The organism is Bradyrhizobium sp. ORS 285 (assembly GCF_900176205.1).
Taxonomy (GTDB): domain Bacteria; phylum Pseudomonadota; class Alphaproteobacteria; order Rhizobiales; family Xanthobacteraceae; genus Bradyrhizobium.
The window spans coordinates 70,559-95,913 of record NZ_LT859959.1 but is presented as its reverse complement, the minus strand read 5'-3'; the positions used below and the strand labels follow the sequence as shown (position 1 = coordinate 95,913).

Annotated in this window: 22 protein-coding genes; 7 read left to right on the top strand and 15 right to left on the bottom strand. The window is 66.0% G+C overall.

Annotated elements, in window-relative coordinates:
* Positions 1 to 211 precede the first annotated feature (211 nt).
* The 10 genes from BRAD285_RS00425 to cobS form a co-directional block, all read right to left on the bottom strand.
* A complete protein-coding gene (locus tag BRAD285_RS00425; RefSeq protein ID WP_006613656.1) occupies positions 212 to 1,834 on the bottom strand; it encodes an ABC transporter ATP-binding protein in 1,623 nt (540 codons plus the stop codon).
* A gap of 170 nt (positions 1,835 to 2,004) precedes the next feature.
* The gene (locus BRAD285_RS00420) at positions 2,005 to 2,844 is read right to left on the bottom strand and encodes an ABC transporter permease (RefSeq protein ID WP_006613655.1); all 840 of its coding nucleotides are present in this window, start codon (positions 2,842 to 2,844) and stop codon (positions 2,005 to 2,007) included.
* Complete coding sequence (locus BRAD285_RS00415) at positions 2,841 to 3,812, bottom strand: ABC transporter permease (RefSeq protein ID WP_006613654.1); 972 nt, start codon at positions 3,810 to 3,812, stop codon at positions 2,841 to 2,843. The genes BRAD285_RS00420 and BRAD285_RS00415 overlap by 4 nt, the downstream gene beginning before the upstream one ends.
* A gap of 82 nt (positions 3,813 to 3,894) precedes the next feature.
* The gene (locus BRAD285_RS00410; protein WP_035647727.1) at positions 3,895 to 5,442 is read right to left on the bottom strand and encodes an ABC transporter substrate-binding protein; all 1,548 of its coding nucleotides are present in this window, start codon (positions 5,440 to 5,442) and stop codon (positions 3,895 to 3,897) included.
* 301 nt (positions 5,443 to 5,743) lie between these two features.
* Positions 5,744 to 6,169, bottom strand: a complete 426-nt coding sequence (locus tag BRAD285_RS00405) for a hypothetical protein (RefSeq protein ID WP_006613652.1) — start codon at positions 6,167 to 6,169, stop codon at positions 5,744 to 5,746.
* A gap of 55 nt (positions 6,170 to 6,224) precedes the next feature.
* Positions 6,225 to 7,325 (bottom strand): LLM class flavin-dependent oxidoreductase, encoded by a 1,101-nt coding sequence (locus BRAD285_RS00400; protein WP_006613651.1) that lies wholly within the window; start codon positions 7,323 to 7,325, stop codon positions 6,225 to 6,227.
* 216 nt (positions 7,326 to 7,541) lie between these two features.
* Positions 7,542 to 8,654, bottom strand: a complete 1,113-nt coding sequence (locus BRAD285_RS00395; protein WP_006613650.1) for an NADH:flavin oxidoreductase/NADH oxidase — start codon at positions 8,652 to 8,654, stop codon at positions 7,542 to 7,544.
* Between the two features lie 99 nt (positions 8,655 to 8,753).
* Positions 8,754 to 9,830, bottom strand: a complete 1,077-nt coding sequence (locus BRAD285_RS00390; protein WP_006613649.1) for an esterase-like activity of phytase family protein — start codon at positions 9,828 to 9,830, stop codon at positions 8,754 to 8,756.
* Positions 9,831 to 9,900: 70 nt separating this feature from the next.
* Positions 9,901 to 11,802: a cobaltochelatase subunit CobT gene (gene cobT / locus BRAD285_RS00385; protein WP_006613648.1), complete on the bottom strand. Its 1,902-nt coding sequence runs from the start codon at positions 11,800 to 11,802 to the stop codon at positions 9,901 to 9,903.
* 144 nt (positions 11,803 to 11,946) lie between these two features.
* Positions 11,947 to 12,945: a cobaltochelatase subunit CobS gene (cobS, locus tag BRAD285_RS00380; protein ID WP_035647724.1), complete on the bottom strand. Its 999-nt coding sequence runs from the start codon at positions 12,943 to 12,945 to the stop codon at positions 11,947 to 11,949.
* A gap of 297 nt (positions 12,946 to 13,242) precedes the next feature.
* Here cobS and BRAD285_RS00375 point away from each other — a divergent pair, with 297 nt between their 5' ends.
* Entirely contained in the window at positions 13,243 to 13,899 is a 657-nt protein-coding gene (locus tag BRAD285_RS00375) for a DedA family protein (protein ID WP_006613646.1), read from the top strand.
* 5 nt (positions 13,900 to 13,904) lie between these two features.
* On the opposite strand, the gene BRAD285_RS00370 is transcribed toward BRAD285_RS00375, so the two are convergent.
* Positions 13,905 to 15,128, bottom strand: a complete 1,224-nt coding sequence (locus BRAD285_RS00370; RefSeq protein ID WP_006613645.1) for a citrate/2-methylcitrate synthase — start codon at positions 15,126 to 15,128, stop codon at positions 13,905 to 13,907.
* Between the two features lie 82 nt (positions 15,129 to 15,210).
* On the opposite strand from BRAD285_RS00370, the gene BRAD285_RS00365 reads away from it, so the two are divergent.
* Positions 15,211 to 16,299: a citrate synthase/methylcitrate synthase gene (locus BRAD285_RS00365; RefSeq protein WP_006613644.1), complete on the top strand. Its 1,089-nt coding sequence runs from the start codon at positions 15,211 to 15,213 to the stop codon at positions 16,297 to 16,299.
* Between the two features lie 42 nt (positions 16,300 to 16,341).
* Here BRAD285_RS00365 and BRAD285_RS00360 read toward each other — a convergent pair whose 3' ends face one another.
* Entirely contained in the window at positions 16,342 to 16,989 is a 648-nt protein-coding gene (locus BRAD285_RS00360; protein WP_035647721.1) for a J domain-containing protein, read from the bottom strand.
* Positions 16,990 to 17,099: 110 nt separating this feature from the next.
* On the opposite strand from BRAD285_RS00360, the gene BRAD285_RS00355 reads away from it, so the two are divergent.
* Positions 17,100 to 17,369 (top strand): BolA family transcriptional regulator, encoded by a 270-nt coding sequence (locus tag BRAD285_RS00355; protein WP_006613642.1) that lies wholly within the window; start codon positions 17,100 to 17,102, stop codon positions 17,367 to 17,369.
* Positions 17,370 to 17,387: 18 nt separating this feature from the next.
* Here BRAD285_RS00355 and BRAD285_RS00350 read toward each other — a convergent pair whose 3' ends face one another.
* The 3 genes from BRAD285_RS00350 to BRAD285_RS00340 all read right to left on the bottom strand — a co-directional run bounded on the left by BRAD285_RS00350 (position 17,388) and on the right by BRAD285_RS00340 (position 20,584).
* Positions 17,388 to 18,692 (bottom strand): HlyC/CorC family transporter, encoded by a 1,305-nt coding sequence (locus tag BRAD285_RS00350; protein WP_006613641.1) that lies wholly within the window; start codon positions 18,690 to 18,692, stop codon positions 17,388 to 17,390.
* Between the two features lie 72 nt (positions 18,693 to 18,764).
* Positions 18,765 to 19,913, bottom strand: a complete 1,149-nt coding sequence (gene aroB / locus BRAD285_RS00345; RefSeq protein ID WP_006613640.1) for a 3-dehydroquinate synthase — start codon at positions 19,911 to 19,913, stop codon at positions 18,765 to 18,767.
* A complete protein-coding gene (locus BRAD285_RS00340) occupies positions 19,910 to 20,584 on the bottom strand; it encodes a shikimate kinase (RefSeq protein WP_006613639.1) in 675 nt (224 codons plus the stop codon). The genes aroB and BRAD285_RS00340 overlap by 4 nt, the downstream gene beginning before the upstream one ends.
* Positions 20,585 to 20,748: 164 nt before the next feature.
* On the opposite strand from BRAD285_RS00340, the gene BRAD285_RS00335 reads away from it, so the two are divergent.
* The 4 genes from BRAD285_RS00335 to BRAD285_RS00320 all read left to right on the top strand — a co-directional run bounded on the left by BRAD285_RS00335 (position 20,749) and on the right by BRAD285_RS00320 (position 24,984).
* Positions 20,749 to 20,895 carry a hypothetical protein gene (locus BRAD285_RS00335; protein WP_006613638.1) on the top strand — a complete coding sequence of 49 codons (147 nt, stop codon included), beginning with the start codon at positions 20,749 to 20,751 and terminating at the stop codon, positions 20,893 to 20,895.
* Positions 20,896 to 21,066: 171 nt separating this feature from the next.
* Complete coding sequence (xerD, locus tag BRAD285_RS00330) at positions 21,067 to 22,023, top strand: site-specific tyrosine recombinase XerD (RefSeq protein WP_035647718.1); 957 nt, start codon at positions 21,067 to 21,069, stop codon at positions 22,021 to 22,023.
* A gap of 231 nt (positions 22,024 to 22,254) precedes the next feature.
* Entirely contained in the window at positions 22,255 to 23,217 is a 963-nt protein-coding gene (locus BRAD285_RS00325; protein ID WP_006613636.1) for an acetyl-CoA carboxylase carboxyltransferase subunit alpha, read from the top strand.
* A gap of 294 nt (positions 23,218 to 23,511) precedes the next feature.
* Positions 23,512 to 24,984: a murein L,D-transpeptidase family protein gene (locus BRAD285_RS00320; RefSeq protein WP_006613635.1), complete on the top strand. Its 1,473-nt coding sequence runs from the start codon at positions 23,512 to 23,514 to the stop codon at positions 24,982 to 24,984.
* Positions 24,985 to 25,355 lie beyond the last annotated feature (371 nt).

The following is a 25,355-nucleotide window of genomic DNA, read 5'->3' as shown; positions in this document are numbered from 1 at the left end:
TTTCCTCATTGGAGTGGTGAACACGCCGGCATGTGCTGGCAAGATTGGCACAGCATGGCCTCGGTTCCGTGACGGCATCGGCGGACGCGCGTCTCGCAAGCTTGCGCCCGAGCGCGGATGCTGATCGGAACCCGCCTTCGCGAATGGGCGCTAGCTCAGGGTCCGATTGATCACGTTATAACTGAATTGCGCCGATTATGTTGCAGCTCATTCACGCGTCCAGTTCGGCCGGATGCGGCTTGCGCCCGGGGACGGCCGCGAGCAGTTCGCGCGTATAGGGGTGCTCCGGATTCGCAAACAGCGCCGCCGTCGATTTCAGCTCGACGATCTCGCCCCTCTGCATCACCGCGATGCGATCGCAGATCTGCGCGGCGACCCGCAGGTCGTGGGTGATGAACAGCATCGACAGGCCGAGCCGCGCCTTCAGATCCTCCAGCAGCCGCAGCACCTGCGCCTGAACGGAGACGTCGAGCGCCGACACGGCCTCGTCGGCCACGATGATCTCGGGATCGAGCGCGAGCGCGCGCGCGATCCCGATGCGCTGGCGCTGGCCGCCGGAGAATTCGTGCGGGTAGCGCTCGATCGCGCCAGCGTCGAGCCCGACCAGTCCCAGCAGCTCCTGCGCGCGCTTCAGCGCCGCGTCCAGGGGCGTACCGCGCGCGACCATGCCGTCGGCGATGATGCGGCCGACCTTGCGGCGCGGGTTCAGCGAAGCGAACGGATCCTGGAAGATCATCTGGATGCGATGACGCTGCGTGCGCAACGCACGTCCGTCGAGCGCGGTGAGATCGACGTCGCCGATGCGCACCGTGCCGCGATCGGCCTCGATCAGCCGCATGACAAGCCGTGCGACCGACGATTTTCCCGAGCCGGACTCGCCGACGAGGCCGAGCGTCTCGCCCTGATGGATGGCGAAATTCACCGCGTGCGCCGCGCGCGTCTCGCGGTTCGGCCGGAACCAGCCGGTCGGCGTCACATAGGTCTTGTCGAGGCCGATGACCTCGATCGCCTTCGGCTGATCCTCGCGCGTCGTACGCGGCGGCGGATCGAACGATGGCACCGCGGCGAGCAGCGCCTTGGTGTAGTCGTGTTGCGGATTGCCGAGCACGGTCTCGGCAGTCCCCTCCTCCACCACCTTGCCATGACGCAGCACCACGACCTGGTCGGCGATATCGGCGACGACGCCGAAATCGTGAGTAATGAACATCACCGCCATGTTGTGGCTGGCCTGCAGGTTGCGGATCAGCTTGAGGATCTGCGCCTGAGTCGTGACGTCGAGTGCGGTGGTCGGCTCATCGGCGACGAGCACCGCCGGCTCGAGCGCCAGCGCCATCGCGATCATCGCGCGCTGGCGCTGGCCGCCGGAGAGCTGGTGTGGATAGGCGCGGATGATGCGCTCGGGATCGGGCAGCCCGACCTCGCGCACCAGCGCCAGCGCCTTGGCGCGGCGCTCCCCGGGCGCGAGCAGGTCGTGTGCCTCGAACACCTCCATCAGCTGGTCGCCAATCCGCATCAGCGGATTGAGCGCGGTCATCGGCTCCTGGAACACCATGGCGATGCGGCGACCGCGCAGATCGCGCCAACCGTCTTCGTCGACCTTGAGCAGGTCGTGTCCCTCGAAGCGGATCTCGCCGCCGTCGACCTTCACGGTGTCCGGCAGCAGCCCGAGCAGCGCATGCGCGCACATCGACTTGCCCGAGCCGGACTCGCCGACCACGCAGACGATCTTGCCGGCGGTGAGATCGAACGACACGCCATCGACCGCATGCGCGCGCTCGGCGCCCTTCGGCAAGGCAATACGAAGGTTTTTAATGGCAACGACGGGATCAGACATGGTTCACCTGCCGCCACGCCAGGATTTCGTAGGGTGGGCAACGGCGCGCCGATTCCGCGCGTTGTTTGCTCCGCTCCCTCCCGCGCCGTGCCCACCATCAGCAGACGAGACCGACAATCGGTGGGCACGCTTCGCTTTGCCCACCCTACGGCAGTCATGATCGATCATGCTCACCTGCCCTCGCGCGAGAGGCGCGGGTTCAATGCGTCGTTCAGGCCCTCGCCGATCAGGTTGAGGCCGAGCACCGACAGCAGGATGGCGACGCCAGGGAACACCGTGATCCACCACGCCTGGCGGATGACGGTGCGGCCGGCGCCGACCATGTAGCCCCAGGAGATCAGGTTGGGATCGCCGAGGCCGAGAAACGACAGCGAGGATTCCAGGAGGATCGCGGTCGCGACCATCAAGGACGCCAGCACGATCACCGGCGACAGTGCATTCGGCAGGATCTCGCGCCAGATGATCCATGAATTGCTTTGCCCAGTCACGATCGCGGCCTGGACGTATTCGCGCGTGCGCAGAGAAAGCACCTCGCCGCGGACCAGCCGCGCCACCGGCGGCCAGCTGACCAGCCCGATGGCGGCGACGATCGAATAGATCGAGGGCTGCAGGATCGCGACCAGCACGATGGCGAGCGCGAAGCTCGGGATGGTCTGGAAGAACTCGGTGAAGCGCATCAAGGCATCGTCGACGCGGCCGCCGAAATAGCCGGCGATGGCGCCGAGCGGCACGCCGACGACGAGCGCGACCAAGGTCGAGACGAGGCCAACGAGCAGCGAGACGCGGGCGCCGAAGATCAGGCCGGCCAGCACGTCGCGGCCGAGCGCGTCGGTGCCGAGCGGCACCTTCGCCAAGGTGAACGGCGGCACGAACGGCCGCTGCACCATGCGCCACGGTGAATTGGGGAAGTAGAACGGACCGGCGACCGCGATCACGATCGCCAGGACGAGAATGATCAGCCCGATGATGCCGCTCGGGCTGCGCAGCATGGTGCGCCAGAACTGTCTCATGAGGCGTACTCGATGCGCGGATCGACCAGGCGGTAGACGAGGTCGGTGACGAGATTGAAGATCAGCACCATCGCCGAGGAGACCACGAACACGCCGAGCAGCAGATTGTAGTCGCGCTGGATCAGCGCGTCATACATCAGCCGGCCGATGCCAGGCCAGGCGAACACGGTCTCGGTCAGCACGGCGCCGCCAACCAGCGTGCCGGCGTGGACGCCGGCGAGCGTTACGACCGGCAAGAGCGCATTGCGCAGCACGTGGCGGCGCAGGATGACGCCATCGCGCAGGCCTTTTGCCCTCGCCGTCTTGACGAAGTCGAGCCGCTTGACCTCCAGCATCGATGCGCGGGTCATGCGGGTGTAGGTCGCCATGAAGAACAGGCCGAGCGTCGCAGCCGGCATCACGAGATGCGCGCCGACATCGAGCGCGTGGCGCAGACCCGTATAGCCGGCGCCGACGGTCTCGTAGCCGAAGCTCGGCAGCCAATCGACCCAGACGGAGAACAGGAGAATGGCAATCAGTGCGATCCAGAACAAGGGCGTCGCGTAGAAGATCAGCGCGAGCACGGTAATGGCCGTGTCGAGGAACGTCCCGGCGAACCGCGCCGCCAAGGCACCGAACAGCACGCCGAGCGCAAGCGAGATCGCGAACGCGGAAAGCGTCAGCAGCAGGGTCGCGGGCAGCCGCTCGCCGATCAGCTTGGCGACCGGCGCCTGCTGGCGGAACGAGAAGCCGAGATCGAGGGTGGCGATGCCCTTGACGTAGATGAGGAGTTGCTCCGGCAACGGACGATCGAGGCCGAACTTCTCCCGCAGCTGCGCGACGAACATCTGATCGGAGGCGCCAGCCTCGCCGGCCATGACGACAGCGGGATCGCCCGGTGCCAGCCGGATCAGGAAGAAGTTCAGCACGATGATGGCGAGAAGGACGATGACACCCTTCGCGACGCGCTGGGCGATGAAGGAGAGCATGAAGGGCCCGTGATGGTCAGCTCGGCACGATCAAATGAGGCGCTGGAGCGCGGCGTTGATGGCCGCGCTCCCTGAACAGCCGCTATTTGTCGAGCCAGGCGTCGCGGAAGCCGTCGTTGACGCCGACGCCGGTCGTGATCAGGCTCTTCACCTTGCATTTGGTGATGGTCGGGAACTGCAGCTCGAGCAGCCAGGCCACGGGGACATCCTCGACGAGGATCTTCTGCACCTTGTCGTAGGCCGCCTTGCGCTGGGCGTCGGTCGGCGCGGTCGCGCCCTCGGCGAACAGCTTGTCGACCTCGGGATTGGAATAGCCCTCGACATTGTTGAACACCTGGCCCTTGGCGATCGCCGAGGTCAGGTAGTTGCGGGAGACGCCGAGCGCGGGATCGCCATATTGGTAGAGATAGGTAAAGGCGAGGTCGTAGTCCCAGTCCATGATCTTCTGGTTGCCGCCGGGCACGTCGGTCGCGATCGTCTCGATCGTCATGCCGACGTCCTGCAGGTTCTGCTTCACCGCCTCGCCCCAGCGCTGCCAGGTCTCGCCATAGGCCAGCGGCAGCATGCGGATCTTCTCGCCCTTGTAGCCGGCCTCCTTGAGCAGCGCCTTGGCCTTGGCCGGATCATAGGGATATTTCGGCACGTCGTCGGTGTAGAACTTGATCGTCGAGGCCGACGGGCCGGTGGCGACCTTGCCGAGGCCGTTCCAGATCACGTCCTTGGCGAAGTCGCGATCGATGGCGTACATGATCGCCTGCCGGACCTTCTTGTTGGCAAGGATCGGATTGCGCAGGTTCAGCCACATCCAGGACAGCGGCGAGAAGAACTCCCAGCCGGCGCCGGTGACGCAGGCACCCGGCAGCTTCGAGACACGCGGCACGTCGAAATTCTCGATCGAGCCGCCCGGCAGCACGTCGACCTTGCCGGTCTCGAACGCGACCGCGCGCGCAGCCGCATCGGGGATGATCTGCCAGTAGACCTCGTCGAGATAGGGCTTGCCCTTCTCGTGGTAATCAGGATTTTTCACCATGCGGATGAACGAACCCTTCTGCCACTCCTTGAACATGAAGGGACCGGTGCCGATAGGCGCGTTGTTGTTCGGATTGGTCTTGTAGTCGGTGCCCTCGTAAAGATGCTTCGGGACCATCGGCAGCGAGCCGACCTCGAAGATGCCGATGAAGGGACCGAACGGCTCCTTCAGGGTGAACACGACGGTGAAGTCATCGGGCGCCTCGACCTTCTCGACCATCACGAGATTGTTGCGGGCGCGTGCATGCGTCTGCTTCAGCATCTCGATCGAGAACAGCACGTCCGCGGAGGTGAACGGCTTGCCGTCGTGCCAGGTCACGCCCTTCTTCAGCTTGAAGGTGTAGACCTTGGCGTCCGGGCTGATCGTCCAGCTCTCGGCGAGGCCGGGGAGCGGCTCGAGCTTGGGGCTGTAGCGCAGCAGTCCTTCGAAGATGTTGCCAGACACCATCTGCGTCGGGCCGTTCTGGACCATCGCCAGCATCAAGCCGGGCGGCTCGGGCTGGATAACGGCATTGACGACACCACCGAGCTTCGGCTCCTCCGCATGAGCCGCGGACAATCCGCAGCCGATGATCACACCCAACAACACCCGCTTCAACATGATCAGCTTCCCAAATGGTCCTATGGGGAGCGATGCATCAAGCGCGCCAACGCGCGGGATGGCGCCATGCGGCGATTCGATGCGGCGCTTGCTCTGAACGCATGGGCATCCTGCGACGCCACGTGCTGGGCCCTGAATTCATGGACGTTGATCCGTACGCGGTCGGATGAAGACAGCAGGCAGGCGCTATAACAGGTGGACGCAGGCTCTCTTAGTTCCGCCCTATAGAACTCGGCATAGCGCGATTAAGCCAAGGCGGATGAAAGTCGCGACAGCTGCAGCACAAAAATTGACCACGACGTCATCGGCGCATGCGCGCGATCGCGCCGGCGACGATCTGCATCACCACGCCGATGACCCAACCGGCCATGATGAGTGACGTCCACACGATGTGCGGGTCCTCACGCAGGATGATGATGCCGACGGCGAAGAAGGCCGTCAGCGTCGCGAGAAAGGTCCCGACGGCGCTGAGGAATTCGGCCGTGTCGATCTTGTTCTCGGCCGGCGTTCCCTCCTCATGCGGATGGAACGGGATCTGGGGCGTATCGATGCCGAGATAGAAGCCGAACGCGCCGGACAGCATCATCAGCAGCAGGAAGCCCTGGGTCGTCAGCGCCGGCACGCTGGATCCGACATGGGCTCCTACGAAAACACCGCAAGCCGCGCCCGCCAAGGCAAGCCCCGACCGTTCGAGCACGTGGGCGGACTGGCGGACACGGATGCGCATGGCAATGACCCTCGCTGACCGGACCGGCGCCGGAACGCCGGTCCAATCCTGGATGTTAGGCCGCCTTGGTCATGTCGGCATTGAGATGGCGCAACCTCGGCATCACCTCGTGCTTCAGCAGCCGCAAGGAGTTGTGCCAGGCTTCCGGCTTGTGCTTGTAGTCGAAGCCGAACACGCACAGCGTTCCGAAGCCGCCGACCTCGTGCCAGATCTTCTCGATCTTCTCGGTGACGGTCGCCGGCGAGCCGATGATCCAGTTGCGCTTGGCGCAATAGTCCACGGTCACGTCGGAATCCACCACGTCAGGTGAATGCTTCAGATAGTCCTTGAAGCCGAAATGGCTGAGCAGCGGCAGGAAGTACTCGCCCATCATGCGCCCCATCATATCGCCGGTCGACAGACGCCAAGCCTCCTCATCGGTCTCGGCCACGAACACCTCGCGCACCAGCCGCCAATCATTGCGGCTCGGCTTGCGACCGGACTTCGCGGCTCCCGCCTCCACCGAGTCCCAGTGCGACGACACATAGGCCGGGTTCAGATTGAGGCTCATCGGAATGAAGCCGCGCTCGCCGGCGAGCTTCAGCGTATCGGAATTCTTGGACAGACCGGCGACGCCAATCGGCGGATGCGGCGCCTGCACCGGCTTGATGTGCGGCTTGAGGAAGTCGAACATCACGTCGGGCTTGGTCACCGTCCAGTACTTGCCCTTGTGCGTGAACGGCGCGGGCTCAGTCCACAGCCGCAGGATGATCTCCAGCGCCTCGCGCGTCATCTCGCGGTTCTGCCCGCTCATGCCATCGACGTTGAACATCGCCCAGTCGCTCGGCAGGCCGGATGCGGCAATGCCGAAATTGAGCCGGCCATCGGAGAGGTGATCGAGCATCGCGACGCGGTTGGCGAGCTCGGCCGGATGATGATAGGGCAGCAGGAAGCCGCCGGGCCCGAGGCGGATGTTCTTGGTCTCGCGGAAGGCCTGCGCCAGGATCAGGTCGGGCGCCGGATGCGGCTCCCAGGGCGCGGTGTGATGCTCGCCGATCCAGGCTTCCTGATAGCCGAGCTCATCGAGCCAGCGCAGGACCTGAAGGTCCCACTCCTGCCCTTCCTTCAACCCGCACTCCGGCGGATGCGAGGGCATCGTGAAGTATCCGATTTCCATGGCGCTTTCCTCTCGCGTTTATACTGCGGCGCACCTTTGTGATGCGCTCATCGTCACGCGAGACGAAACACGACCAACGGAGTCGGCAACGCCGCACGTGGTCTGCGAAGTGTAGCACTTCGTTCGACAGCGGCAATCGTCCGCTGTGTCGCTGGCTAAATGATGACCCGCGAATCTGCGCAAGGCTGATCCGCGGTCATCGTGATCAATTGCACGTCAGCGTGCGCCGAACGTGGTCGGGCCGAACAGCTCCTTGTGCGTCGACGGCTGCGAGCGCCAATATTGCGGAGGTGCGGCGACCTGTCCGCCGAGCTCAGCAGCCGCATGCCAGCCCCAGCGCGGGTCGTAGAGCATGCCGCGGGCGAGCGCGACCATGTCGGCCTTGCCGGAGGCTACGATCTCCTCCGCTTGCTGCGGCTGCGTGATCAGGCCGACGGCCATCGTCGGCAATCCCGTTGCCTTCTTCACGGCCTCGGCAAACGGCACCTGATAGCCGGGCCCGAGCGTGATCTTCTGCAGCGGCGACACACCGCCCGAGGACACGTCGATCCAATCGACGCCGCGGCGCTTCAGTTCGTTCGCGAAGGCGATGGTCTGGTCGAGATCCCAGCCGCCTTCGACCCAGTCCGTTGCCGAGACGCGCATGCCCACCGGTTTGTCCGCGGGAAAGACGGCGCGCACGGCATCGAAGACTTCCAGAGGGAAGCGCATGCGATTTTCCAGCGAGCCGCCATAAGCGTCGCTGCGCTGGTTGGCGATCGGCGACAGGAACTGATGCAGCAGATAGCCGTGCGCGCCGTGCAGCTCGATCGCGTCGATGCCGAGGCGCGCGGCACGCTGCGCCGCGGAAACGAATGCGTCGCGGATGCGAGCCAAGCCGGCAGCGTCGAGCGCTTCTGGTGCCAGCTCACCGTCCTTGTGCGGCAACGCTGAGGGCGCAACGGTCTGCCAGCCGCCCTCGGCAATCGGAATCTGCTGGCCGCCATCCCACGGCTTGTGGCTGGAAGCCTTGCGGCCGGCGTGGGCGAGCTGCATCGCGATCGCCGTCTTCGAATGCTTGCGCACCGAGGCCAGAATTGGCTTCAGCGCGGCTTCGGTCGCATCGTCCCACAGTCCGAGGCAGCCGGGCGTGATGCGACCGATCGGCTCGACATGCGTCGCCTCGATGCAGAACATCGCCGCGCCCGACAGCGCCAGCGTGTTGATGTGGGTGAAGTGCCAATCATTGGCCGCGCCGTTCTCGGCCGAGTACTGGCACATCGGCGACACGACGATGCGGTTGGCGAGCTCGAGGCCGCGCAGCTTGATCGGAGTGAACAGGGCGCTCATGCGGGGTTCCGGGTTGAGGCGGTTGACGGTGTGGTCTTATCAGCAAGTGTCGGCGATGCCGCGGACGCGGTCAACGCGGCTGCTGCAATGCAGTGCAGCTCATTCCAGCAATGTGAACTGCAGCAGCAGCGTACGCTGGATCATCGAGAAATTATCATCTGACACCAAGGTCAACACGGTCTCGCCCTCGGGCGTGACATGCGCGTCGATGCCTTCGAGATTGTCGATCTCCTGGCCGAGATCGGCGGCGAAGATCGCGGGACCATCGACCAGCGCGCCGGGAGCGATATCAGCAAGCTTGATACGGCGTATCCGGATGCCGACGCCGTTGAACAGCGAGAACTTGCGCTCCAGCACCAGCAAGTCGCCCGACGCGAGCAGCACGGCATCGCTGACATCGAAATCATTGCTGCGGACGATGCTGAACTGTCCCGGAGACGAGCCACCGATCAGGAACGCCAGCAGATTGCCGTTCGCATCCAGGCCGCGCTCGGAAATCGCGATGACCGTACCGGCGAGTGGCAGACCCTTCGGCACGACGACCAGTGCTTCGAGGCCCTTGTTATTGGGCAAGCGCTTGGCCGCAGGCGGCAGCGGGATGATCTCGCTGCGCGCGCCGACACCGCCTTTGGCGAAGTCGTAGCGCAGCAGCTGATTGACGCGTTCGAGGCCGACATAGACGACGTCACCGTCGCGCGCGAGCGACTCGGAATCGTACCAGCCGCGATCGGTGATCGGCCGTCCGTCCGGACCGAGCAGCGGCGCCGCTTCGACGTCCGCGAGCCCGACAACGTCGCGGCCAGCATAGGCGATGCGGCCGGTGAAACAGCCGCCCTTATCGCTGATCGCGAGGAAGCGCTCGCCCTTCGCGTCCAGCCGGATGCCAGAGAGCCCGCCGAAGCCCGGATAGGAGGAGGTCAGCGCGACGCCGCTGCGATAATGCAGCATGCCGAAGCGCAGATGCGTGCGGTCGCGCAGATCGAACGACGGCAGCGGCCGCGCCTTGACCTCGATCTTGGTCGCTGAGGTGACGGAGTGCTCATCAACCCCGGCGCGCCTCCGGACCGCGGCCGGGGCCGACTGCGCGTGGGTGCCGTCGGGCCAGGCGAGCGCCGACACTCCGCCGAGAGTCAGCGCCAGGAAGCGCCTGCGGTCGGCGATCGCCTGCAGCGGCATTGTCAGCGGGGCCCCCTCCCCCACCTCCTCCCGTCGGGAGGAGGGACGCGTCCAGCCCTAGGCCGGCGGATCAATGCAGCTTGCGCTTCGGTGCACGCGCAGGCTGCTGCGGCGCCGAGTGTGTCTCGGTGAACAACTCGGCGAGCTTCTCGGTGATGGCGCCGCCGAGCTCCTCGGCGTCGACGATCGTGACCGCGCGGCGATAATAGCGCGTCACATCATGGCCGATGCCGATCGCGATCAGCTCGACCGGTGAGCGGGTCTCGATTTCCTCGATGATGTGGCGCAGGTGACGTTCCAGATAATTGCCGGGATTGACCGACAGCGTGGAATCATCGACCGGCGCGCCGTCCGAAATCATCATCAGGATCTTGCGCTGCTCAGGCCGGCCAAGCAGGCGCTTGTGCGCCCAGTCGAGCGCCTCGCCATCGATGTTCTCCTTCAAGAGACCTTCGCGCATCATCAGGCCGAGATTCTTCCGCGCACGGCGCCAGGGCGCATCTGCGGACTTGTAGATGATGTGGCGGAGATCGTTGAGGCGACCGGGATTCGCCGGCTTGCCGGCGGCCAGCCACGCCTCGCGCGACTGCCCGCCCTTCCAGGCGCGCGTCGTGAAGCCCAGAATCTCGACCTTGACGCCGCAACGCTCGAGCGTGCGGGCGAGGATGTCGGCGCAGGTCGCTGCCACCGTAATGGGGCGTCCGCGCATCGAGCCGGAATTGTCGAGCAGCAGCGTCACGACGGTATCGCGGAAGGTCGCTTCCTTTTCCCGCATGAACGACAGCGGCTGATAGGGGTCGATGACGACGCGCGACAGCCGCGCCGGATCGAGAATGCCCTCTTCCAGATCGAACTCCCAGGCGCGGTTCTGCTGCGCCATCAGCCGGCGCTGCAGCCGGTTGGCGAGACGCGCCACGATGCCTTGCAGGTGCGCGAGCTGTTTGTCGAGATAGGAGCGCAGCCGCTCCAGCTCGTCGTGATCGCACAGATCCTCGGCGGCGATGATCTCGTCGAACTTCGGCGCAAAGGCGTGATACTCCGGCCCGCGCGGCTCGTTGGCGCCATTGCGGTTCGGCCGCGTCGCCTCGCCGGGCGTCTCGTCGTCACCGAGCTCGCCGTCATCGAGCGTATCCGAAGCGGAAGCCTGCGCCGCTTCCATCGCGCTCTCCGACATCTCGTCCGACGTCGTCTGCGCCTGGTCGGCACTCATCTCCTGCGCGGCATCGGACTCCGGCGAACCCTCGGCGCCGGACTGATCATTGTCGCCGTCGCGGTTGTCGTCGTTGTCCTCGTCCTCCTCGGAGTCAGCATTGCGCTCGTCGCCGAGATCGAGCGCCGACAACAGGTCGTGAACGAGATCGCCGAACTTGGCCTGATCCTCGGTGAACCGGCCGAGCTCATCGAGACGCGAACCGATCTTGTCTTCCAGGAACGGCCGCCAGAGATCGACGACCTTGCGCGCCGCATTGGGCGGCGCCATGCCGGTCAGCCGCTCGCGCACCATCATTGCCAAGGCATCCGACAGCGGCGCATCGGCACGGTCGGTGATCTCGTCGTACTTGCCGCGATGGAAGTGATCGTCGAGCATCGCGGTGAGGTTCTTGGCGACGCCCGCCATGCGCTTGGCGCCGATCGCTTCGACCCGCGCCTGCTCGACGGCCTCGAACACGCCGCGCGCCTGCGGATTGCCGGGGATCAGCTTGCGGTGAATTTTCGGATCGTGACAGGCGATCTTGAGCGCGATCGAATCGGCGTGGCCGCGCACGACAGCCGCATCGCGCTTGGTCATCTTGCGCGCCGGCTCCGGCAGCCGCGCCTTGCCCGGGGCAAGACCCGGCCGCTCGGCGGCAAAGGAGACTTCGAGTTCGGGAGATCGCGCGATGGCGCGCAAGCACCCCGTCACCGAGCGCTTGAACGGCTCCGTCGGCGCTTCCTTGGTACCGGGACGGAGTTTGCTGTTGGATGTGGTCATCTTATCCCTGCGGCCTGTCGTCCCGGCGAACGCCGGGACCCATAGCCACCGGCGGTCATCTCATCGTGTCGACGCCAACTCCGGCGCATCGCCGAAACGTCACAGCGTATGGGTCCCGGCTCAAGGCCGGGACGACGCCTTCAATCAGCTTAGCGCAACGTTGACGGCGGATTCCGGCAGCTCGGCATTGAAGCAGCGCTGATAGAATTCCGCGACCAGCGGACGCTCGAGCTCGTCGCACTTGTTGAGGAAGGTTACCCGGAAGGCGAAGCCGATATCGCCGAAAATCTCGGAGTTTTCCGCCCAGGTGATCACCGTGCGCGGGCTCATCACCGTCGACAGGTCGCCATTGGCGAAGGCATTGCGCGTGAGATCGGCGAGCCGCACCATCTTGTTGACGGTATCGCGGCCCTGCGCGTTCTGATAGTGCTTGGCCTTTGCCAGCACGATCTCGACCTCCTCGTCATGCGCGAGATAGTTCAAGGTCGTGACGATCGACCAGCGGTCCATCTGGCCCTGGTTGATCTGCTGCGTGCCGTGATAGAGGCCCGAGGTGTCGCCGAGGCCGATCGTGTTGGCGGTCGCGAACAGGCGGAACGCCGGGTGCGGCTTGATGACCTTGTTCTGGTCGAGCAACGTCAGCCGTCCCGAGACTTCGAGCACGCGCTGGATCACGAACATCACGTCGGGGCGGCCGGCGTCGTATTCGTCGAACACCAGCGCCACGTTGTGCTGCAGCGCCCAGGGCAGGATGCCGTCACGGAACTCCGTGACCTGCTTGCCATCCTTGACGACGATCGCGTCCTTGCCGACGAGGTCGATACGGCTGATGTGGCTGTCGAGGTTGACGCGCACGCACGGCCAGTTCAGGCGGGCGGCGACCTGCTCGATATGGGTCGACTTGCCGGTGCCGTGGTAGCCCGTCACCATGACGCGGCGGTTCTTGGCGAAGCCGGCCAGGATCGCGAGCGTGGTGGCGCGGTCGAAACGGTAGTCGGCGTCGACTTCGGGGACATGCGGGTCGGTTGCGGAAAAGGCCGGCACCTCAAGGTCGCTGTCGATCCCGAACACCTGCCGCACCGACACCTTCATGTCGGGCACACCGGTCATCTCCTGCGCATTGGTCGTAGCGGCGGTCGTCATTCATCCTCCGAGGTCCCGGGCAATCCCGAAACCAGATTTCATGGTTTGGCTGCGGTTGAAGGGCTTCGAACGCCAGCCTAGCAGAGAGCACGCGCGGGCAGAAGCCTAAGCCTTGATCAAAGTTCCGTCGTTATATCATCGAGATAGGCATGGGCCGACGTTTTTGGAAGGCTGCCCTGCGTATCACGCCACCTTTTGGCCCCATGACACGTACGGCATTCTGACGTGGCACTCCGGGCCGGGGTTCCTACTTATCGAACAGCTCGTCATTTCTCCGTCACAACCGGCAGGATCCGTGTGGCCCATCTGCTCGACCCCTTGATCGCCTTCGTCTCCGCGCATGCGGGGCTGGCCTATCTCACGTTGTTCCTGGCGGCGCTGCTGGAGGCGGTCCCGATCGTGGGCTCCGTGGTCCCGGGCACGACGATCATCCTGGCGCTGAGCGCGCTCATCCCCGGCGGCGAGCTGACGCTGCAATGGGTGCTGGCGGCCGCCATTCTTGGCGCCGTGATCGGCGACGGCGGCGCCTTCTGGGTCGGCCATCGCCAGCAGCGCGAGATTCTGACGGCCTGGCCGTTCTCGAACTATCCGCGCCTGGTGGCGCAGAGCGAGGCGTTCTTCCACCGCTTCGGCACGCTGGCGATCTTCTTTGCCCGGTTCGTGGCGCCGATCCGTGCCGTGGTGCCGATCACGGCGGGCGCGCTCGACATCCCGCCGGCGCGGTTCTACGCCGTCAACATCCCGGCCATCGTGCTGTGGGCCTGCGCGCATGTGCTGCCAGGGGTGTTCGCGGTGCAGCTGCTGCATCGCTATGGCGGCATTCCGCATCATAGCCACATCGCGAAGTCGACCTGGATCATCGCAGCGGTGGCCGGAACGATCGTGGTCTGGCTGGTGCTTCGGCTGGTGCGCAAGCGGCGCGAGACGCAACTGGCGGCAGGGTCAGCTGAATAGGTGCGCTACAGCGTTTCGAGACTGGCCGCCCGTCCCGGGATGGGCCCGGTGTAGCGGGCTCGCGGCCGGATCAAGCGACCGAACTGTAGCTGCTCGCAGGCGTGCGCGATCCAGCCGACGCAGCGCGCCATCGCGAACAGCGCTAGCTCGCTGCCGGCCGGCAGGCGCAGGCTGTGCACCAGCACGGCGAGTGCATAGTCGATGTTGACGAACTCGCCGGTGGCTTCCGCGATCCGCTCCGGCACCTCGCGGGTGAACTTTCGCGGCGCACCCGCGCGAGTCAGCGCATCGAGCAGCGAGATCGCGCGCGGATCGCCGCGCTTGTAGACGCCGTGTCCGAAGCCGGCGAAGCGCTCGCCGAGCGCAACGCGCTCGCGGATCAGCGGCGCCACATCGCGGTCGATCAGCGTCTTCACCAGTTGCGAGGCCAGCACGCCGGCGCCGCCGTGCTGCGGACCTTTCAGCGCGGCGAGGCCGGCGATCACGGCATCGTAAAGGCTTAGGCCGGTCGAGGCCGCGCAGCGGACGGTGAAGGTGGATGCGTTCAGCTCGTGATCGGCCAGCAGCACCAGGGTGCGGCGGATCAGGTCGGGTGCATGCTTGTGCTCAGGCGCCCAGGCCTTGGCGACCTGAACATGGAGAGGCTCGGCAGAAGGCGGCGCATTCAGCATCGTCGCGACCACCAGCCGGACAATGCGCGCACCGACCAGAGCACGACCGTCAGGGGCGCGGTTGAACGCTGCTGGATCCGCATGTGCCGCCAGCGCCAGCACGGCAATGGCGCGGTCGATCGGCGCGGCGCGCCGGGCGGCCTCGGCAATGAGACGCATCTCGTCCGAGATGTGCGGCATGTTCTCGGATGCGAACGGATCGAGTGCCGTGACGTCCCACAGCAGGGTCGCCGCATGCTCTAGCGAATCCCGCTCCGCCAGCTCGACGCAATTGACGCCGCGATAGATCGGACCGGACTCGGTGATCGTCGACACCGCGGAATCGAACACCGGCAGATCCGCGTCGAAGCTGCGGAAGGCGCGCGGCTCCGGAGCCGGCGCGCGCCGCTCCTTAAGCGCCCTTATGTCCTCGGCGCGATAGCGGTTGCTGCGCGAATCCGGTGACGGTTCGGAACGGACGAGACCCCGGCTGACATAGGCGTACAGCGTCGCGGGCGTAATCGCGAGCTCGGCGGAGGCCTCACGGGCCGATAGGTAAAGACCACTGTCTTTTTTCATATTGATCAGCTTAATCAAGATTGATCAATCTGTCGACCGGGCGAATCTTCGTGGCGTGACCATTCACGCAGGAGATCGCGCCATGACAATCCAGCTCTCGAAGTCCCCCATCGGCCTCGACGGCATCCCCGCCGCCGAGACCGTGCTCAGCCATGTCGACGGCCAGCAGGGCGAGCTGATCATCGCAGGCCATCGCGTGGCCGAGCTCGCCGCCGCCAGCGGCTTCGAGGGGGTGACGGCCCGGCTCTGGAGCGCAGCGACGAAGCGCGGCATCAGCGAGGCCGACGTGCGCGCCAGCCTCGGCATGGCCCGCCAGCGCGCCTTCGCCCGGCTGCCCGAGCTCCTCGCCGCGACCTCCGGGATGTCGATCATCGACGGCTACCGCGCCGCCGTTGCAGCGCTGCGCCCTGAGCCCGGCCTTGATGACGAGGCCACCATCGTCGGCGCCGGTCCGGTGATCGCCGGCGCCCTGGTGCAGCGCGCCCGTGGCGCGCAGCCGATCGCACCGAATCCCGACCTCAGCCACGCCGCCGACACCCTGCGCATGGTTCGCGGCGATACGCCTTCCACTGGCGAAGTCGCGGCACTCGATACCTATCTCGTGACCGTCAGCGATCACGGCATGAACGCCTCGACCTTCGCCGCCCGCGTTGTCGCCTCCACCCAGGCCGACCTGTTCGCCGCGATCACTGCCGGATACTGCGCTCTCACGGGACCGCTGCATGGCGGGGCGCCGGAGCCGGTGCTGGAGATGCTGAATGCGATCGGGACGAGCGCGAACATCGCTCCCTGGGTGGATGCGGCGCTCGGCCGCGGCGAGCGTTTGATGGGGTTCGGGCACCGGATCTACCGGGTGCGCGATCCCAGGGCCGATGTGCTGAAGGGCGCGATCGAGCGGCTGGCGGGGAGCGGGGCGGATCTGCCGTTCGCGAGCGAGGTGGAGGCTTACATCCGCCAGGCGCTGCGGCGGAAGAATCCGGAGCGGGTGCTCGATACTAATGTCGAGTTCTTCACCGCCATCCTGCTCGATGCGCTGAAGATTCCGCGCCAGGCGTTCACGCCGATCTTCGCGGTCGCCCGTGCCGCGGGCTGGACCGCACATGCCCGCGAACAGCAGCGGACGGGGCGGTTGATCCGGCCGAGTTCGGCCTATATCGGGCCGCAGCCCTGAACCTCAAGACAACACACGCGGCAGCTCAGACGCTGCCGCGTGTCAGCCCTTCACCACCGTCTTCAGGTAGTTGTAGGCCTTGATGATCTCGATCAGGCGATCCTCGGTCGAGCGGTCGCCGCCATTGGCGTCGGGATGGTGCTGCTTCACGAGCGCCTTGTACTTGACCTTGACGTCCTCGAGCGTGGCGTCGGGGCCGAGGCCCATCACCTGCAGCGCCTTGCGCTCGGCGTTGAACACCTTGCGCGTCTCCGCCTTCGGCGGCGCGGACTGCGCACCCGGACGCCAGCCGGCGCGACCGTTGATCTCGGCGAACACGCTGAACGGATCCGAGGCATCGCCGAGATCGTTCTCGGCATTCCCCGTACCGCGCTTGCCCGCGGTGTTGGCGCCCATCTTCCAGGTCGGGCGATGTCCAGTCAGCGCGTCCTTCTGATAACGCGCGACCGCATCGGCATTCATGCCGGAGAAGAAATTATAGGACTGGTTGTACTCGCGCACGTGGTCGAGACAGAAGTGCCAATACTCGCGCTGGTTCTCGCGTCCCTTTGGCGCGCGATGCGAACCCTTGTTCTTGCAGTCCGGCCATTGGCACGGCTGGGCCTCCTCGCGCACCACCGGCTGCCGCGCAGCCGTCTTCTTGGGCTTGATGCGGATGGAGTCGAAGAATTTGTTTGAATCGATCGGCATGGCGGACTTTGACTACGCAACGCGAAAAGCTTCAAGTCTTGACATTGCGAATACCTCAGGCGGGGACCGCCGATTGACGAAAAATAATTTGATGCGTATTTCCAGAGACCATGCGGACCCGGGATGCTATCATCGAAAAGTTGCGCGAAGCTTTCTCTCCAGAAAGCCTCGATGTGCAGGACGAATCGCATCTGCATGCGGGCCACATGGGACACCGTCCCAGCGGTGAGACCCATTTCCGCGTGTATATTGTGTCGCAGGCCTTCGCCGGCAAGAGCCGCGTCGATCGTCATCGCCTGATCAACGCCGCATTGTCCGAGGAACTTGCCGGCTCCGTGCATGCGCTCGCGCTGCATGCGAAGGCGCCGGGCGAAGCGTGATCTGACAACTTCCACCGATTAGAACGCCGTACCGGCTCGGCGCGGCCGTGTCTCCTCCGTTTCTCCACGGGGCACCGGCACGATGCGGAGCGCGGTGATGCGATTGCGCTCCCGGCGCAGCACGCGGAAGCGGAAGCCGTGGAACGTGAAGCTCTGGCCACGCTCCGGGATCGAGCGCGCCTCGTGAATGACCAGACCGGCAACCGTCGTTGCCTCCTCATCAGGCAAGGTCCAGTCCATCGCGCGATTGAGATCTCGGATCGGCACCGAGCCGTCGACGACGACGGAGCCATCCGGCTGCACGCGCACGCCCGCGACCTGCACGTCCTGCTCATCGGAAATGTCGCCGACGATTTCTTCCAGGATGTCCTCGAGCGTGACGATGCCTTCGACCTCGCCATACTCGTCGACGACCAAAGCAAAATGGGTCTTGCGGCGGCGGAACGCTTTGAGCTGTTCCGACACCGAACGCATCTCCGGAACGAACCAGGGCGGCAGCGCGAGTGACGCCACGTCGATGTGCGTCACGTCGCCTTCGGCCGCGCGGATCGCACGCAGCAGATCCTTGGCGTGCAGCACGCCGATGATGTTCTCCGGCGTGTCGCGCCACAGCGGGATGCGCGTGTATTCCGACGCCAGCACCTCGCGCACCAATTCTTCCTGCGGCAGGTCGGCATTCACCATCACCATCTCGGTGCGGTGAACCATCACGTCGGACACCTGCAGCTCGCGCAGATCGAGCAGGCCGCCGAGCATGTCGCGGTCCTGCTTCTCGACCTTGCCTTCGTGATGCAGCAGATCCACTGCGCCGCGCAGGCGTTCCGTCGGCGACAGGATCGGCTGGTTGGCTCCGACCTTGAAGCCGATCAGCCGCATCAGCCCGCGCACGATCGCCTCGATCACCGCCAGCACCGGACCGAGCACGATCACCGTCGCGCGCATCGGCCGGGCCACCGCCAGCGACACCCGGTCCGGCGCGTTGATCGCGATCGTCTTCGGCAGCACCTCGGCGAAGATCACGACGAGGGCTGTCATCACGCCGGTCGCGTAGAGCACGCCGACCTCGCCGAACCAGGCGGTAAAGATTCCGGTCGCCAGCGCGGAGGCGCCGATATTGGCGATGTTGTTGCCGAGCAGCAGTGCGCCGATCAGCCGCTCGCGCATGTCGAACAGGCTCGACACCACGTCGGCGTCGCGATTGCCCTGCTTCGACAGGCGCAACATGCTGGCGCGAGAGGCGCCGGTGAGCGCGGTCTCGCTCAGCGCGAAGAAGGCGGAAGCACCAAGGCAGATGATGACGATGGTGAGTGTGAGCCAGTCCATGACGCCGATGTCACTCTCGAGGGAAGCCGCCGATGATGCCCCGCCACTGCTCAACGCGGCGTAAAGCTGCGATCAGCCGCGGCGCTGCAATTTGGCCTGCAGGAAGTCGCGCACCCGTGTCGGGTCGACATCCTTGGCGATGACCGCGCGGCCGATCGCCTCCATCAGGATGAAGGTGAGCTTGCCGCGCTTCACCTTCTTGTCCTGCGCCATCAAGGCCAAAAGCCGGTCGGCGTCGCCGACGCCCTCCTGGGCGAAGCCGGCGATGTCCTGGAGATGGGTCGGCAGCCCGACCGCGGCAAGGTGACGCTCGATGCGCGTGACGTCGTCGGGCGGCAGCATGCCGAGCTCGGCCGAAAACTGCGCCGCCAGCACCATGCCGACCGACACGCCCTCGCCGTGGAACAGCCGGTCGGAGAAGCCGGTGATCGCTTCCAGCGCGTGACCGAAAGTGTGGCCGAGATTGAGCAGCGCGCGGTCGCCGGTCTCGCGCTCGTCGCGGGCGACGATCGCGGCCTTGGCACGACAGGAGGTCGCGACCGCATGCTCGCGCGCCGCGCCGCCCTTGACGATGTCGGCGTGGTTGGCCTCGAGCCAGGCGAAGAAGCTGGCGTCGCCGAGCAGGCCGTATTTGGCGACCTCGGCATAGCCGGCGCGGAACTGGCGCGGCGACAAGGTGTCGAGCACCGCGGTATCGGCGATGACCAGCACCGGCTGGTGGAACGCGCCGAGCAGGTTCTTGCCCTGCGGCGAGTTGATCCCCGTCTTGCCGCCGACGGAGGAATCGACCTGCGCCAGCAGCGAGGTCGGCACCTGCACGAAATCGACGCCACGGCGCAGGATCGCGGCCGCAAAGCCGGCGAGATCGCCGACCACGCCGCCGCCGAGCGCGATGACCAGATCGTTGCGCTCGATCTTGGCGGTGATCAGCGCCTCGCTGACCTTCTCCAGGCCGGCATAGGTCTTGGAGCCCTCGCCCTCCTCGACCACGATGGTGGACGTGGGGATGCCGGCCTCCGCCAGGATCGCCTCGGTCGGCTCGAGCCAATGCGCTGCGACGGTCCGGTCCGTGACGATAGCGGTGCGAACGCCCGGCCGCAGCGACGCGATGCGCTGACCAAGCGTCGCCAGCACGCCGCGGCCGATGACGATGTCATAGGCGCGGTCGCCGAGCGCGACGTCGACGATGATCGGATCGGAATGCTTCAGGGGTGCCGTCATCGGAGTGCGCTCATCGCCTGCGGAGGATCGGGTTGAATCGGGTCGGGTTGCGGCCCGTCCGGCTGCCCCTCGGTTTCGGCCACCGGCGCGGGGGCCAGGAATGCCTGCAGCGCCTCCAGGCAATCCTCGACGACGCGGTCATGCGGCACGTCGCGCGAGCAGATGGTGATGTCAGCCGTCTGGTAGACCGGCTCGCGCTCCGTCAGCAGCCGCGCGACGGTACCTTCGGGATCTGCGGTCTGCAGCAGCGGGCGATCGGCGCGGCGCCGGACCCGGCGCATGATCACATCGGCATCCGCCTTGAGCCACACCGAGACAGCTTTTTCGTGAATGCGCTGGCGCGTCTCCTCGCGCATGAAGGCTCCGCCGCCGGTCGCCAGCACGGTCGGCCCCGCCTCCAGCAGCCGGGCGATCACCCGCGCCTCGCCGTTGCGAAAATAGTCCTCGCCGCGCGCCTCGAAGATCTCCGGTATGCTCATGCCCGCCGCGGTCTCGATCTCGGTGTCCGCATCGACGAATGGCAGCCGCAGCCGCGCCGCGAGCCGCCGGCCCACCGTCGACTTGCCGGCGCCCATCATCCCGACCAGCACGATCAGCCGCTTGCCGAGGCCCGCGACAATCGCGGCCTCCGGAGCGGCTGGGCTGGGTGCTGGTTGGGTCGTCTCGGTCATCCCTCCGCTTCTAACCCAGCCCCTGCTGCTTTCAAAGGCATCCTGTTCCGCGACACGCAACCGGGTCGATCTGGCGGTCCCGTTGGCGGTCCCGTCGGGCTTGCCAGCCGGGTGCGAACATGTTGGATGAAATCGTTCCTTCCCTGGTGGCTTCTGCGACCCCGATGCCCAGCCTGTTCCGCTTCCTGACCGTGATCGCCGTGATCGTCGGCGTGGTCTATGGCGCGATCTACGCGCTGGCGAATTTCGTCACCCCCAAGTCGCGCGAGATGACGGTGTCGATTCCGCCGGACAAGTTCCAGAAGAAGTAGGCCGCGCGGCTGCGGACAACCGAAAAGCCACACGGCATTGATTAAGATTTTTGCGGTTGTCTGAGACGGCCCGGCGCCGCGATATCGGCCAGATTCGCAGTCACCGCTCGACGTGCCCCGGCGAATTTTTCGAACTGATTCGATCGCCTCGGACCCAGCGGAATCTACGGTATGAAGGTCAAGGCCTCCGACGCCCGGCTGATGAGCCTGTTTCTGGACATGATGGCCGCCGAGCAGGGCGCCGGCCAGAACACGCTCGACGCCTATCGGCGCGATCTCACCGATTTCTCCGAGTTTCTCACCCGCAAGGCCAACAGCTTCGCGACCGCCGACACCCAGGCGCTGCGCGACTATCTCGCCGATCTCGATATCAGGGGCTTCAAGTCCTCGAGCGTAGCGCGGCGGCTGTCGGCCATGCGGCACCTGTTCCGCTTCCTGCTGAGCGAGCGCATTCGCAGCGATGATCCCGCCGCGATCCTGTCCGGGCCGAAGCGCGGCCGTTCGCTGCCCAAGGTGCTGTCGATCGGCGACGTCGACCGCATGCTGACCAAGGCCAAGGAGCTCTCCGAGGCGGCCGACGCCTCGCCCTCGCAGCGGCTGCGCGCGCTGCGGCTGTATTGCCTGCTCGAGGTGCTCTACGCCACCGGCCTGCGCGTCTCCGAGCTGGTGGCGCTGCCGCGCACGGCGGCCCGCAACGACGCCCGCATGATCGTGGTGCGCGGCAAGGGCAACAAAGAGCGGCTGGTGCCGCTGAACCAAGCCTCGCGCCAGGCGATGGCGGACTATCTGGCTGTTCTGGACAGGCAGAAGCCGGAGAAGAAGGCCAGCGCCACCTTCGGCAAATGGCTGTTTCCCTCGTTCGGCGAGAGCGGCCATTTGACCCGGCAGCACTTCGCCCGCGACCTCAAGGAGCTCGCGGTGGCGAGCGGCCTGCCGGCCCGGCTGGTGTCGCCACACGTGCTGCGCCACGCCTTCGCGAGCCATTTGCTGCACAATGGCGCCGACCTGCGCATCGTGCAGACCCTGCTCGGCCACACCGACATCTCGACCACCCAGATCTACACCCATGTGGTGGAGGAACGGCTCAAGAGCCTGGTGCGCGACCTGCACCCGCTGGCCGAGACCTGATCCCGCCTCACACGTTCCCGAAACCAAATCCCAAGCCAAATCCTGGGGCGTGACGCGCCGCCCGCTTGACTTCGCGCCCGTCTGCCCCGAAAGAGCGCCATCCTGCCCGTTCTCCCGGCACGACGCCTGGATGCGGCGCACCGATCGACGCTTAAGCTCTTGAAGTCCCTCGATTTCAGGTCCGAAGGCCGAACCGATTAAGTCTCCCAGCGCTCTTCCTTCAGCTCTTCCATGCCGGATCCCATGCGCAGCTACCTCGATTTCGAAAAGCCCGTTGCCGAGCTCGATTCCAAGGTCGATGAACTCCGGGCGATGGCCGCCTCCGGCACCGATATCGGCGAGGAGGTCGGCCGGATCGAGGAGAAGGCCGGCCAGGCGCTGGCCGACCTCTATGCCAACCTGACGCCGTGGCAAAAGACCATGGTCGCGCGCCATCCGCAGCGGCCGCACTTCACCGACTTCGTCAATGCGCTGATCACCGAGTTCACGCCGCTCGCCGGCGACCGCAAGTTCGGCGAGGACGCCGCTTTGCTCGGCGGCTTCGGCCGCTTCCGCGGCGAGCCGATCTGCGTGATGGGCCAGGAAAAGGGCGCCACCACCGAATCTCGCCTCAAGCACAATTTCGGCATGGCCCGCCCCGAGGGCTACCGCAAGGCCGTGCGGCTGATGGAGATGGCCGAGCGCTTCGGCATTCCCGTGCTGTCGCTGGTCGATTCCGCCGGCGCCTATCCCGGCATCGGCGCCGAGGAGCGCGGCCAGGCCGAGGCCATCGCCCGTTCCACCGATGCCTGCCTGGCGCTCGGCGTGCCAAACGTCGCCATCATCACCGGCGAGGGCATGTCGGGCGGCGCCATCGCGCTGACCACCGCCAACCGGGTGCTGATGCTGGAGCACGCGATCTACAGCGTGATCTCGCCGGAAGCGGCCTCTTCGATCCTGTGGCGCGACGGCACCAAGGCGCAGGAAGCCGCCAACAGCATGAAGATCACCGCCCAGGACATGCTGCGCTTCGGCGTGGTCGACACCATCCTGAAGGAGCCGGTCGGCGGCGCCCACCGCGACCCCGCCGCGATGATCGCGGCCACCGGCGAGGCGATCGCCCAGGCCTTCGACGAGCTGAAGGGCCTCGACGGCGACGCCATTCGCAAGCAGCGCCGGCAGAAGTTCATCGAGATCGGCCGCAAGCTGAGCTGAGCCGGCCCGCCCGCGTCGGCCGCTCGCGGATTTGTGAGTCTTTCCAGCCGTTTGGCCGCATTTCGGCCGTGGCGGCGCGGTCTGCTGTTTAGAACTTGTTGACCACGAGGGCCAGCGCGCCGCGGCACCGCTGTGGCGCGGGTTGCGGCTCCCGGGGCCAAAGGGTACAATTTTAATCATTGGTTTGACGGTGGCATGGCGCGCGGTCGACCTGGGATCTCCCGAGTTTCCCGGCCGATTGGTCGAAACGAGAGTGGGGTATCGCGACATGCTGGGTTTGCGGGGAGCTTCGCTTTGATCAACCGCGCTTTCGTCCGGGTCCTGATGACCTCGGCCGCGCTGGCCGCTGGCGCGCTGCTGACCGGCTGCAACAGCGACCAGGTCGCACTTGCCACCAATGCCAAGGCCAATCAGCCGGTGCCGCCGAAGCTGGTTGCGACCATGACCGAGAAGGACATGGATCCGCAGTCGCCGATCCTGGTCCGCGTGTTCAAGCAGGAGGCCGAGCTCGAAGTCTGGAAGCAGGACCGCTCCGGCAAGTTCGGGCTGCTCAAATCCTATCCGATCTGCCGCTGGTCGGGCGATCTCGGGCCCAAGGTGCGCGAGGGCGACCGACAGGCGCCGGAGGGCTTCTACTCGATCAATCCGAGCCAGATGAACCCGCAATCGGCCTACTACCTCTCCTTCAACACCGGCTATCCGAACGCGTTCGACAAGGCGCTGGGCCGCACCGGCTCGCAGCTGATGGTGCATGGCGACTGCTCCTCGCGCGGCTGCTTTGCGATGACGGACGAGCAGATCGCCGAGATCTATGCGCTCGGACGCGAGTCGTTCTTCGGCGGCCAGCGCGCCTTCCAGTTCCAGGCCTATCCGTTCCGGATGACGCCGGTGAACATGGCCAAGCACCGCAACAATCCGAACATGCCGTTCTGGCGCATGATCAAGGAAGGCTACGACGCCTTCGAGGTCACCCGTCAGGAGCCGAAGGTCGATTTCTGCGAGAAGAAATACGTCTTCAACGCGCAGAAGCCACCGGGGGCGACCCGTGACCCGGTGTTCGACGCCGCCGCCAAGTGCCCGGCCTATGTCGTGCCGGACGAGATCACGACCGCGGTGCGCGAGAAGCAGCAGGCGGACGAAGCCGAATACGCCAAGCTGGTCGCCAAGGGCACGCCGGTCGCCAAGCTCAACACCGGGATCGACGGCGGCATGAACCCCATCTTTGCCTCGCGCGTGCCGGGGGCTTCGACCGGCCTGTCCGACGCCGGCGAGGCGCCGGGCCTGTCGCTCGCCAACTTCCAGGCTGCGCCGGGCACGATCCCCGGTCACGTCAATCCGCCGCGTGCGCCCGAGGCCAATGAGATGGCAGCGATGCCGGCCAGTGCAGCGCCGGCCCCGGTGACATCGCCTGCCGCGACGGCGCCCTCCACGCGCGTCGCCGCGGTGGCCGCGCCGGAGAAGCCGAGCTTCATGTCGAGCCTCGCCCGCAAGGTCGGCATCGGCGGAGGAGCATCCGCCGAGACCACGGCGACGACCAAGCCGGCCGAGAGCAAGACCGCGGAAACCAAGCCGGCGCCGAAGCCGGTGGCCGCAAAGCCGGCCGAGACCAAGCAGGCCGCCGCGCGTCCGCCGTTCAAGCCTGCCGCCGGCGACGCGCCGGCAACGACGGCCTCCGCGCCCGCCCAGACCCAGGCCTCCCTGGTCTCCGGCGCCGCGCCCGTGCTGCAGTCGAACTCGTTCGACAGCCGGTTTGCCGGGTTTAAGTAGGCCCGCCGGCGCGACATCACGAGGCTCGCTATTCCGGTTGGCTGATCGCTTGATCTGCCTCGTCGCGACTGTCCGCGCTCCGTGTCGATAGGTCCGTATCGGCATCCAAGCAATCGGTGTCATCCCGGCGAACGGCGGGATCCATAACCACCGGCGGGAATCGCTGCGCGAGCAGGATGCTCCAGCGTGCCTGATACGACTGCTGCGGAGTATGGATCCCGGATCGGCGCCGAGACGCGCTTTGCGCGTCACGGCTTGTCCGGGACGACAGCGGTGTTTGCGGTGACGACTTTGCATTCTCGCGCCCGCTCTTCGCGTCCGAGTGTTGCAACTGATCACCCTCTTTGAACCGAGGGTGCAGGGAGAGCCGG